Genomic DNA, 12,321 nt, shown 5'->3' with positions numbered 1-12,321 from the left:
GCAGGCCTGCTAATTTTCATTGTTATGAAGGGGGAAGACCGCATTGACATGGATGTATATTGTGTGTGGAGTTCTGCTGGCGATCGCGCTAGTGACAGATTTAAGAAGCATGAAAATCCCTAATAAGCTTACATTGCCCGGCATAGCGGTGGGTTTGCTGTTCAATACTCTGTTCGGAGGCTGGCACGGTTTTTTATTTGCTATTGCTGGTCTTGGCACCGGCTTTGGATTCATGCTGATTTTGTACTGGATGGGAGCAATTGGTGCAGGAGATGTAAAGCTGTTTGGCTTAATTGGAGCATGGACAGGTGCAGCTTTTGCGTGGCAATCGGCTCTATATTCGATTTTTTTTGCAGGCATTATTGGTATAGGGATTTTGCTATGGAGGAGGGAAACCATCATGAGATTACGACGCGTGGCGTTTAATTTAGGAGGATTTTTCCTATTTCGCAGCGGCAAAGCGCTGACTAGTGGGAGAGAAGCGCACCTCAGGTTTCCCTTTATGACGGCAGTCATTCCAGGAGCGGTCAGCGCTTATCTTTACTTCTTGTCATGACGTGTCCGCTTGGGGAGATCATGCTACCTCAGGGGATAAGAATTGTTAAGGAGGTCATGAATTGTTTGGTTTAAGCAGGGATTTTGCTCGCAATGGCGGGACGTTTATGATTCTAAACAAGGAAGGCGGGCTCAAGACCAATGATTTAAATTCTGTACAGACCCGAATGATGACTGGTAATCGGATTCCCGGTCTGCTGGAACTTAGAATAAAAGAAGTCGATTTTCAGATCGAGTTACATTACGATATTTCGGGGCAACGTATGCTTTCCCAAGTATGGAAAGGTGGGAATGTGTCGACTTCTGATTTCTACCGGATTCTTTTTGAAGTAGTAGATGCTCTTCATCGTAGCCCACAGTATATGTTAAATATCCGCCAGTTTATTTTGCACGAGGATTACATTTTTATAAGCGGTTTAGGTACACGGGAGACCGTCAGTTTGACCTATGTTCCTTTGTGCAGTGTACAGTATACGGAACAAACAGGTAGTTATTTTAAGCAGATGGTTATTCGCTTGATGACTCGTGTGGCTCACCCTCAGGGAGAATCTATACAGCGCATACTCGATCTATACGAGAGAAATGAATTTGAGTTAGGCGCGTTGAAGGAACTACTGTTGCAAGGGATGACGGCCAGTGAACAGAGCATTGGCGGTCAGGATAAAGGTAGATCGTCTGTTCACTCCTCTCATACCATACAGGGTAACGATACAGATCGTGGTGGAAGAATGTACGGGCAAGAACATCGGGAGACTCTGCAGGAAATTCAGGAGCTTAAGCGAGCCAATCGACTCAAGCAGTCCACAAAATCAGAGGAGAGTGTCGAGTTAGGAGCCGACAACGAAATGGAAGATGAACAGGCGGAGCCTAAATTACAAAAATATAAAACATACATTGCTCTCGGATGTCTGCTCGCTTCGGCTATTGTTTGGCGTTATATTTATTTGGATCATCCTGAGACGGTGTCCTTGCTTATTTCAATTGTGCTGACTTCGGTACTTGTCGCTGTTGCTTATATAAGCTGGACGGGGAAATTAGAGCGCAATCGAGCTTCATCTCATTTTTATAGTGAAGCAGTACCTGTATTGGATTCGGAATGGTTAGGAACTACTCCTCCAGCACAACGAAAAAATGACCGTTATCAGGTAGATAAGCTGACTGGGTTTGTAGCGGGACGCCATCATCAAGACAAGCCATCAACTGATTCAAGTGATCAAGCACAGGAGAGCTGGCGTTGGACTTTTCCAGACTTAGAACCTAAAAGCATGGGAAGCCGAACGACGGAGGATAGAGGGAAAGTAAGTACAAATTATGACTTGCACGAGTATTCGAGGAAAGGTGCCATGCAGGGAAATGAATTGAACGACAGCGATACCAGCGAGGCTTATTATAAGTCCTTGTCCGGGGTAACGGAGCTACTCAATACGGTATCCAAGCAGGAAACCGTGCTGCTTCGTCCAGATCAAGACATACAGAGTCCAACTGTTCAGCACTCGCCAATTGCTTGCTTGGATCGTAAGTTATCTGGGAGTGGAGAAACCGAGCGCATACGGTTGCAGCCAGACCAATTCGTTGGAGGTAGCTTTATCATCGGAAGAGATCCGCAATTGGTCCAGTTTGTAGAGCATACCGATGGAGTTTCCCGTTCTCATATTGAGCTTTGTGTGGTTACAGGAGGACAAAGCCATATCATTAAAGATTTATCCTCGACGAACGGGACTGTGCTGAATGGAGAGCCTATGGTGCCTTATAAGGAGTATACTATGAAGGATGGAGACACTTTTAAAATCGCTGGAGTCTCTTATACTTATCGATTGGACTCTTTTAAATCCTCTAATGCATCTTGAGTAAACGTTAAATGGATATATGTTAAGAAGAGGCCTGTTATATTCTGGGCTTCTTTTTTATAACTAGAAGACCATTCATAGGCCTAAAACAAGACAACTCAAAGATCTCAGGTTTAATGATAGATTATGTCTAAATCAAAAATGAACCCTAAGCTGGTAGAGATACAAAGATATTATCTATCATCCATAGAGTTCATTTTTTAATTCAACGCTACTTGTGAGAAGAATGGAGTTCCTCTAGCGCTTCCTTCAGTGAAGAATACTTAAACTTAAATCCGTGCTCCAGCGCTTTACGAGGTATTACCTTTTGACCGTCTAATACAAGCGTGCTCATCTCACCCAATAGCTTTTGGACGAGAAAGCCAGGAACGGGAAACCAGTGCGGACGACGATATACCTTAGCTACTGTTTTCCCAAATTGGTCGTTCGTCATGGGGTGTGGTGATGAAGCGTTCACTGCCCCGGAAATCTCTGGTGTATGAATGCAGTACGAGATCAGACGAACGATATCGGCAATATGAATCCAGCTCATCCATTGATGGCCGCTACCTATTTTTCCACCGAATCCGAAGACGTAAGGCATCTTCATGAGTGGAAATGCTCCTTTTTTTCTATCCAGCACTAGGCTGATGCGTAACTTAATTAAACGGACATCGGCAGGGTAGGCGTTGGCTGCTTCCTCCCACTGCTCAACTACCTGAGACAGATAATCCTCCGAACGACGCGGACTTTTTTCGTCAAATGTTTCGGTCAGGGAGGTACCATAGGCGGCAACAGCCGAAGCCTGAATGATAACTTTCGGTTTTTTTTGCAGAGCATTCAACGCTTGAGCCAACCGGGCAACGGACAGCAGTCGTGATTGAAGAATTCTTTGTTTGGACTTGTCCGTCCAGCGCTGATTCAGCGTCTCACCTGCTAAATTAACGACCGCATCTGTGCCTTCCAGTAATTCAGGCTTTTGTTTTAATTCGTTCCAGCTCATATACTGCAAGCGGGGGCTCGCTTCGTGTCCAACCAGCGGCTTGCGGGTAATGACTTTCACGGTATATCCGTCATCTAGCAGACTTTTGACCAGTGCACTCCCCACCAATCCAGTTCCTCCGCATACGATGATATTCATGGAGTTATTCTCCTTCCAATTCAATAAATGTTTCTGTTATAAAATATAACCCTTTTTGATACAAAAGCTTCATATTGAATGTATCTGGTGTACGCTAAAGAAGGTCCATTCATGCTTTAATCTACCTACATTTCAATAACACATATTCAGATGTGGACTATGTCTGTAGGTTCCCTTAGGGAGTCATCTAAAAAAGTTGCCATAAACGCTATGTTGTTTGATTTCAATAATCACGTTAAAATGAATAAATTAAAATAAGACAAGCATAACAGGATAGGGGGATGAATCAAAATCATGCTGAAAATTGGTTCTCATGTGTCTTTCTCGGACAAGGGGCTGCTCAGCGCTACAAAAGAAGCGTCTTCTTACGGGTCCAGCTCGTTTATGATATACACGGGGGCACCGCAAAACACGCGCCGTAAGCCGATGGAGTCCATGTATTTAGAGGAAGGCAAGCAGCTAATGGCGGAAAAGGGAATGGAAGATATCGTGGTGCATGCTCCGTATATCATCAATCTCGGCTCCTACAAAGAAAATACCTATGAGCTTGCGGTCAGCTTTCTTCAGGAGGAAATTCGGCGCACACATGCGATTGGTGTGAAAAATATCGTGCTGCATCCGGGGGCTTTTACAGATAAAGATGCAGAGTACGGAATTGGGCGAATTGCCGATGGTTTGAACGAGGTACTGAATGGTGTGAAGGAGACCGATGTCAACATTGCACTTGAAACGATGGCTGGCAAAGGCACAGAAATGGGTCGTAGTTTTGAGGAAATTGCCTCCATCATAGAAAAAGTAGAGCGCAACGAGCGTCTGACGGTTTGTATGGACACCTGTCACATTCATGATGCGGGTTATGACATTGTCAATGATTTGGACGGTGTACTGGAGCAGTTCGACCGTATTGTCGGCTTGAATCGCATCCAAGTTGTTCACATTAATGACAGTAAGAACCCAGTTGGCGCTCATAAAGACCGCCATACGCCGATTGGATCAGGCTGGATTGGTTATCAGACTATTCATAATGTGGTACATCATGAAGCACTTCAAGGACGTCCGTTTATTTTGGAGACGCCGTGGATTGGAAAAGAAGCCAAAACTCAACGACCAATGTATGAAGTTGAGATTGCTTTGCTTCGTGGTAATATAAAGGAACGCTTTGGAGATGAGTTTTTGGGTCAGGTGGAGCAGCTGCATTCGTTTTTCAAAAAACAGGATGTGGATGTCCGTAAATTTGTACTGGACACCTGGACTCTGCTGAAAAATGATGCCAAAGCAAGAAAAGCAGACCCACGTGAGCCGCTGGAGCGTCTGTATGACATGATAACGGAAGCAGGACTGTTTCCAGAGATGAGCGAAGAACACATTAATCAACGGTTGATTGCCTGGTTTGCCGGTAGTCATCTGCCAGTGACGGTATAAGATAAGGGGGACTAATAGCCACATGGAACTTCACGTAAAACATCAGCCAAACAGCACTGTATCTACACATGAAAACCGTGCGCGCATGCTTGTATCTTGTCCAGATGGGCCAGGTATTGTAGCGACTGTGTCCCGCTTTTTGTTCGAGCATGGGGCCAATATCGTTCAATCTGACCAATATACAATGGACCCGTCCGGCGGTATGTTTTTTATGCGGATTGAATTTGATCTGCCAAATTTGAGTGCAGCTCAGTCGCAATTGGAGCAGGACTTTGTCGCTGTTGCTGAGCAATTCCGTATGGAGTGGACGATTTCTGCGGTCAGCCGTAAGAAAAAATTGGCTATTTTCGTTTCCAAAGAAGATCACTGTCTGGTAGAACTGCTGTGGCAATGGCAGGCAGGCGATCTGGATGCGGATATTGCATTGGTGGTTAGTAATCATCCGGATATGAAGGAGTATGTGGAATCCTTTGGCATTCCATATCACCATATCCCGGTGACAGCCGATACGAAGCCAGAGGCAGAGCGCCGTCAGCTAGAGGTCATTGGCGAAGAGATTGATGTGATCATTTTGGCTAGGTATATGCAGATTATTTCGCCTAAGTTTATTGAGCATTATCGCAACCGGATTATCAATATCCATCATTCCTTTCTACCTGCATTCGTGGGTGGTAAGCCGTATGCCCAAGCTTATAATCGTGGTGTGAAAATTATTGGTGCTACTGCGCATTATGTAACCGAGGAATTGGACGGTGGTCCGATCATTGAGCAGGACGTACAGCGGGTAAGCCACGGAGATGATGTAAATGAGCTAAAACGGATCGGTCGTACTATTGAACGGGTCGTGTTGGCAAGAGCCGTGAAGTGGCATACTGAGGATCGTATACTGGTTCATGAGAACAAAACGGTCGTTTTTAATTGAACTTAACAATTTCAAATTGATGAAAACTTGCGAGTATACCTTTCGGATTAAACAAAGCCCAGTGCATAATGGGCTTTGTTTTTTTGTGTGGGGTAATTGTATTATATCTGGGCCCTATATAAATTTTTTTGCGATTTCATTATTTTTTAAATGATGTTAATACATAACGGGTATATTGATATGAGGGCTGTACTATATTTCGACCATTTCGACAATCATCTTTACAAACGATCTGGCAAACTTCCACGGCAAATGGTACAATACTTATGAGTGTATAAGTCATATTGAAACATTCAAGCAGATTCACTCACTTCAATAGTCTCTGTTTCTATATGAGACGGTGATTTTGAAGAGTATGACCGAATGCAATTGACATACTTCATACAATATGAGGAGGCAAACCATGACTGACCAGAATCAAGCGATTCAAAAGGATGAAAACTCCACTATCGACAATTTGTCCATCACAACAATTCGTACGTTGGCAATTGATGCCATCGAGAAAGCAAATTCAGGACACCCTGGTATGCCGATGGGCTCCGCGCCAATGGGCTACCAACTTTTTGCTAAAACAATGAACCATAACCCAGATCGCCCAACATGGGTGAACCGTGACCGCTTTGTACTGTCTGCAGGACACGGTTCCATGTTGCTATACAGCCTTCTGCACCTGAGCGGATATGATCTGCCTATGGAAGAGCTGAAGCAATTCCGTCAATGGGGCAGCCTTACACCGGGTCACCCTGAGTTTGGTCACACTGCCGGTGTAGATGCTACAACTGGACCTCTGGGACAAGGTTTAGCAATGTCCGTAGGTATGGCTATGGCAGAAGCACAACTGGGTGCAACATATAATAAAGACGAATTTAAAGTTGTGGATCACTTCACATATGCTATTTGTGGCGATGGCGATCTAATGGAAGGTATTTCCCACGAAGCTGCTTCGCTGGCTGGTCGCCTTCAACTGGGTAAGCTGATCGTATTGTTTGATTCCAATGATATTACACTGGATGGCAAGCTTAATCTGTCCTCTTCCGAGAGTGTTGCCAAACGCTTTGAAGCTTACAACTGGCAAGTGCTGCGCGTAGAAGATGGTAATGATCTTCCAGCGATCCAAAAAGCAATTGAAGAAGCACAAGCTGACTCGACTCGTCCTACGTTGATTGAAGTAAAAACAGTCATCGGTTACGGAAGCCCGAACAAACAAGGTAAAGGCGGACACGGCGGTACTCATGGTTCCCCGCTGGGAGCAGAAGAAGCTAAACTGACTAAAGAATTCTACAAATGGGTATACGAAGAGGATTTCCATGTACCACAAGAGGTTCGCGAGCACTTTGCTAAAGTAAAAGAGCGCGGTATCGCTGCTAATAAAGCATGGGATGAACAATTTGCGAAATACAAAGCGGCTCACCCTGATTTGGCAGCTCAGTTCGAAACAGCTGTAAACGGCGATCTTCCAGAAGGTTGGGATCGTGATCTTCCGAAATACTCCACAGAAGACAAAGCAGTTTCAACTCGCGTAGCTTCTGGTAATGCATTGAACGGATTGGCTCCAAACGTTCCTTTCCTAACAGGCGGATCTGCTGACCTGGAAAGCTCCACAATGACACACTTGAACAACCTGACGAACTTTACGCCAGAAGACTACGCTGGCCGTAATATTTACTTCGGTATTCGCGAGTTCGGTATGGCTGCTGCGATGAACGGTATGGCGTTGCACCAAGGTGTAAAAGTATTTGGCGGTACATTCTTCGTATTTACAGATTATCTGCGTCCGGCCGTTCGTCTGGCAGCTCTGATGGGATTGCCTGTAACCTACGTTCTGACTCACGACAGTATTGCTGTTGGTGAAGATGGTCCAACTCATGAGCCGATTGAACAATTGGCTTCTCTGCGTATTATTCCGAACCTGACGGTCATTCGTCCGGCTGACGGTAATGAAACTTCTGCTGCTTGGGCTTACACGCTGGAAAACAAGAAAAACCCGGTTGCACTGGTATTGACTCGTCAAAACCTGCCAATCCTGGCTGCTACTGCTGAGCATGCACGCGAAGGTATCAAACGCGGTGCTTATGTGGTTGCAGATGCAGCAGACGGCAAACCGGTTGCTCAAATTCTGGCTACAGGCTCCGAAGTACAATTGGCTGTTAAAGCACAGGAAGCACTGGCAGAACAAGGTATTCAAGTACGCGTTATCAGCTTCCCAAGCTGGGATTTGTTCGAAAAACAAGACAAAGCTTACAAAGATTCCGTTCTGCTGCCTGAAGTTAAAGCTCGCTTGGCTGTAGAAATGGCGTATCCACTGGGATGGGAAAAATATGTTGGCGACCAAGGCGACATTCTTGGTATCAGCACATTTGGCGCATCCGCACCTGGCGATCGTGTAATTAAGGAATACGGCTTTACAGTAGAGAATGTTGTTAGCCGTGTGAAAGCTTTGTTGAAATAAAACACTGGAGCATCAGCAATTAGGAAGAGTTTGTCCATAGAGCAATGAGCGTGTATTGCTGGCAAACAACGTACCTGATCGTGGCAATCCATGTATCACAAACAGTCGTAACCTGAGTAAGGCTTACGGCTGTTTGTTTCATACATTTGTAATTTGCGAAAAAAAGCCTTTGAATTATCGGGGTATAGAGTACGCAGAGACAGTGTGTATTTTCATACTGAAGCTGGAATTCAAATTATGTTATGATGCACCATATTCATTCACCATTGAGAGCAGATGAGGGGATAACGAATGACACAGTTCGATGGAGTAAGCGTAATTAAAAAAGCAAATGTTTATTATGATGGTCAGGTTACAAGTCGTACAGTTATCCTGGGTGACGGCAGTAAGGTAACACTGGGGATTATGTTGCCGGGAACGTACGAGTTCGGGACGGATTCCCGTGAGATCATGGAGATTTTGGCAGGGGACCTGAGAGTGTTGCTTCCAGGTACCGAGGAGTGGCTGGAAATACAAGGTACATCAACCTTTCATGTGCCTGCAAAGTCTTCCTTCAAGCTGGAAGTACGAAGTGTAACGGATTATTGCTGTTCTTATCCGGAATAATTAGCTGAAAAGGGTAAGAGCACTCAAGCTACAAGCTAAGTGTTCTTACCCTAAAGCTGTGTCATAAGTACAAATGCACAGCAGCATGGTTACAAAGAAAAGTCCAGCTTACTCAAGAGGCTGACCACCAATGGTGCGGCCAATCCATGCTTCGTATGTCTTTACGACGGCAGATAGATCCTCATCGCCGTAGCCTTGTGTTTGTCCGGCTTGAAACAAGCTTTTGGCAATGGACAACATAGGCGTAGGGATGGACAGGCTGTCTGTTAGTGAGGCAGCGAGCTTCAAATCCTTGAGCATCAGAGCAAGTGAGAACTGGTTGCTAAAATCATGCTCGATGATTTTGCGCCCTTTCAGGTCAGCAGCCTTGCTACCTGCCGATCCGAGCTGTACCAATTCTAGGAAGCTGTCTGCTGGAATGCCGGATTTAGCCGCAATAGCAAAGCCTTCAGCCAGAGCGAGGTTATTTATACCGACCATCGTATTGTGAGCAAGCTTGGCTACGGCCCCGCTGCCGTTTGGTCCCATATGGAGCACTTTTTTGCCCAAGGTATCAAAAACATCTGATTGTGAAGCAATCGCTTCTGCGTGACCGCCGACCATGAACACGAGTGTTCCATCAACAGCGGCAGGCTTGCTGCCTGTTACAGGTGCGTCAATGAAGGAACAGCCCAGCTTGTCCGCCTCAGCGGCCAGTTGTTTAACTAGCTCAGGTGAAATCGTGCTGTTGTCCATCACGGTCATGCCAGCCGTAAGACCAGCAAACACACCGTCCTGATCGTAATAGACGTCACGTATTGATTGATCATCGCTGACCATGGTAATGACCAGGTGCTGCCCTTCGGCCGCTTCGCGAGGGGTTGAAGCTGTACGTGCGCCTTGCTCTATCAAGGGTTCGCAGCGCGAAGCGGTACGATTATAAACTGTGACTCCGAATCCCTGCTTTAGCAGATTGGATGCCATCGGGGCGCCCATGGTGCCCAGTCCGATAAATCCGATGTTTTTCATTGCTAATCACCTTTCTTGTTGGAAGTTGCCGTCCGATGCAGATGCGAGTTCGGCTTGAATTGAATATTGAAACAGATTGATCTCAGTTCATTGTAGCATGGGCATGCTACCCTATCTACAGCAGGGTCTGTCAAGGCACAGGACATACAGGTAACACAAGCTTGTCAGGCTCAGCAAATTAAAGTATCCTATTCCTAAGTCCTTATGTTCGTATTCATGGTCTTAGTAATACCAAACAGGAGGTTCCAAACATGTCTAAAAAAGTTACTTTTGATTACACAAAAGCGCTCTCCTTTGTGGGTCAGCACGAAATTGATTATTTTGCAGAGCCCATCAAGTTGGCTCATGAGCAACTGCACAACCAAACAGGTGTAGGTTCCGATTTCTTGGGTTGGATTGACCTGCCTACCAATTATGATAAAGAAGAATTTGCACGCATCCAAAAGGCTGCTGCTAAAATTCAAAGCGATTCCGAGGTATTGATTGTAATCGGTATTGGTGGTTCTTACCTTGGAGCACGTGCTGCGATCGAAATGCTGTCGCATTCTTTCTACAATGCGCTGCCTAAAGATCAACGCAAGGGTCCAGCTATCTATTTTGCAGGCAACAACATCAGCTCTACATATGTGAATCATCTGTTGGAACTGATTGAAGGAAAAGACTTCTCTGTGAATGTCATCTCCAAATCAGGTACGACAACAGAGCCAGCTATCGCTTTCCGCGTATTCCGTGCGGCTCTGGAGAAAAAATACGGTAAAGAAGAAGCGCGCAAACGTATTTACGCGACAACGGACAAAGAACGTGGCGCTTTGAAAAAGCTCGCTAACGAGGAAGGCTATGAATCCTTCATTATTCCTGATGATGTGGGTGGCCGTTACTCCGTGCTGACAGCAGTAGGCTTGTTGCCGATTGCTACAGCAGGCATCAACATCGAAGAAATGATGCAAGGTGCGGCGGACGCTTCCAAAGAATACAGCAACCCGAATGTAGCTGAGAACGAGGCTTACCAATATGCTGCCGTTCGTAACGCTTTGTACCGTAAAGGTAAAGCAATTGAAATTCTCGTAAACTATGAGCCGTCTTTGCATTTCGTATCTGAGTGGTGGAAACAGCTGTACGGAGAAAGCGAAGGCAAGGATTATAAAGGCATTTATCCTGCTTCTGTAGACTTCTCGACAGACCTGCACTCTATGGGACAATTCATTCAGGAAGGTAGCCGTAACATTTTCGAAACGGTAATCCAAGTAGAAAATGTACCTAGTCACATCACCATCGAAGCAGATGAGGATGATCTGGATGGACTGAATTTCCTGGCAGGCAAAACGGTAGATTTCGTAAACAAAAAAGCATTCCAAGGTACATTGCTGGCTCACACAGACGGACAAGTACCGAATCTGATTGTAAATATTCCTGACTTGAGCCCTTACTCCTTTGGCTACCTTGCTTATTTCTTCGAAAAGGCTTGCGGCATCAGCGGCTACCTGTTGGGCGTAAATCCGTTCGATCAACCCGGCGTAGAAGCTTACAAAAAGAACATGTTTGCGCTGCTCGGCAAACCGGGCTTCGAAAAAGAAAAAGCTGAGCTTGAAGCAAGATTGTCTGAATAAGGGAACTGTAATCTCTGATTCGAAACAGGGTTTCGGTCAGAAGCGTTATAGTGGATAGCATCAATTAAGTACAGGAAAGCAGTTCACCAGCTGCCAGAAGCGGGGAACTGCTTTCTTGTAAAATGAAGTAAGGAAGGTTATACGTGTATGTTGGAACAATACCGAACCGTACGCGGTGCCGGCAACAAGGAAATTGTAATCCGAAAATCCCGTTTTATCGGCCATATTCAGCCTGTTCAAAATGAGGAAGAAGCAGTTGCTTTCATAGAACGCATCAAAAAAGAGCATTGGAACGCTACCCATAATTGTTCGGCTTATATGATTGGGGAAAGAGATGAAATCCAAAAGCAATCCGATGACGGAGAACCGAGTGGGACGGCTGGTAAGCCTATTTTGGAGGTAATCCGTAATCAGAGGCTGAAAAATGTCGCTATTGTGGTTACTCGATACTTTGGCGGAATTTTGCTGGGAGCAGGCGGACTGATTCGTGCATACTCAGATGGTGCTGTTGCAGCTATTGAAGCAGGGGATGCGATTACGCGTGTGCTGCATCGTGAAGTTTTTGTGGAGTTGGATTATACTTGGTTGGGCAAAGTGGAAAATGAATTACGTAATCGCAGTATCCGTACTGGAGAAACGATGTTTACGGATAAAGTTACCTTAACCTGTCTGCCGCTGGCTGGTGATGCGGAATCCTTCTGCAACTGGATAACCGACTTGACACAAGGACAATCGCTTGTGTCGGAGGGAGAGCAGCTTTACTTTATTGAAGGGGAATAAATAAT

The 12,321-nt window shown here is 45.5% G+C and carries 10 protein-coding genes; 8 read left to right on the top strand and 2 right to left on the bottom strand.

Features of this window, described 5'->3' with window-relative positions; translation table 11 throughout:
• Positions 1–43: 43 nt before the first annotated feature.
• Both OIU26_RS07605 and OIU26_RS07600 read left to right on the top strand, forming a co-directional pair.
• The gene (locus tag OIU26_RS07605; protein ID WP_013369967.1) at positions 44–556 is read left to right on the top strand and encodes an A24 family peptidase; all 513 of its coding nucleotides are present in this window, start codon (positions 44–46) and stop codon (positions 554–556) included.
• Positions 557–617: 61 nt separating this feature from the next.
• Positions 618–2,402 carry an FHA domain-containing protein gene (locus tag OIU26_RS07600; RefSeq protein WP_264216429.1) on the top strand — a complete coding sequence of 595 codons (1,785 nt, stop codon included), beginning with the start codon at positions 618–620 and terminating at the stop codon, positions 2,400–2,402.
• Between the two features lie 211 nt (positions 2,403–2,613).
• Here OIU26_RS07600 and OIU26_RS07595 read toward each other — a convergent pair whose 3' ends face one another.
• Positions 2,614–3,522, bottom strand: a complete 909-nt coding sequence (locus tag OIU26_RS07595) for a TIGR01777 family oxidoreductase (protein WP_264216428.1) — start codon at positions 3,520–3,522, stop codon at positions 2,614–2,616.
• A 294-nt stretch (positions 3,523–3,816) separates the two neighbouring features.
• Here OIU26_RS07595 and OIU26_RS07590 point away from each other — a divergent pair, with 294 nt between their 5' ends.
• The 4 genes from OIU26_RS07590 (at position 3,817) to OIU26_RS07575 (ending at position 8,921) form a co-directional block, all read left to right on the top strand.
• Positions 3,817–4,944, top strand: coding sequence for a deoxyribonuclease IV (locus OIU26_RS07590; protein WP_264216427.1), 1,128 nt, complete (start codon positions 3,817–3,819; stop codon positions 4,942–4,944).
• A gap of 22 nt (positions 4,945–4,966) precedes the next feature.
• Complete coding sequence (purU, locus tag OIU26_RS07585; RefSeq protein ID WP_264216426.1) at positions 4,967–5,866, top strand: formyltetrahydrofolate deformylase; 900 nt, start codon at positions 4,967–4,969, stop codon at positions 5,864–5,866.
• Between the two features lie 403 nt (positions 5,867–6,269).
• Positions 6,270–8,315, top strand: a complete 2,046-nt coding sequence (gene tkt, locus OIU26_RS07580; protein ID WP_013369972.1) for a transketolase — start codon at positions 6,270–6,272, stop codon at positions 8,313–8,315.
• 291 nt (positions 8,316–8,606) lie between these two features.
• Positions 8,607–8,921, top strand: coding sequence for a pyrimidine/purine nucleoside phosphorylase (locus OIU26_RS07575; RefSeq protein WP_013369973.1), 315 nt, complete (start codon positions 8,607–8,609; stop codon positions 8,919–8,921).
• A gap of 108 nt (positions 8,922–9,029) precedes the next feature.
• Here OIU26_RS07575 and OIU26_RS07570 read toward each other — a convergent pair whose 3' ends face one another.
• Complete coding sequence (locus tag OIU26_RS07570) at positions 9,030–9,929, bottom strand: NAD(P)-dependent oxidoreductase (RefSeq protein ID WP_264216425.1); 900 nt, start codon at positions 9,927–9,929, stop codon at positions 9,030–9,032.
• Between the two features lie 251 nt (positions 9,930–10,180).
• On the opposite strand from OIU26_RS07570, the gene OIU26_RS07565 reads away from it, so the two are divergent.
• Entirely contained in the window at positions 10,181–11,536 is a 1,356-nt protein-coding gene (locus OIU26_RS07565; protein WP_264216424.1) for a glucose-6-phosphate isomerase, read from the top strand.
• A 147-nt stretch (positions 11,537–11,683) separates the two neighbouring features.
• Entirely contained in the window at positions 11,684–12,316 is a 633-nt protein-coding gene (locus OIU26_RS07560) for a YigZ family protein (protein WP_165081337.1), read from the top strand.
• Positions 12,317–12,321 lie beyond the last annotated feature (5 nt).

This window comes from Paenibacillus sp. BT-177 (assembly GCF_025846815.2).
Lineage (GTDB): Bacteria > Bacillota > Bacilli > Paenibacillales > Paenibacillaceae > Paenibacillus > Paenibacillus polymyxa_C.
The sequence above is the reverse complement of the archived record's forward strand: the minus strand, read 5'-3'. Positions and strand labels throughout refer to the sequence as shown.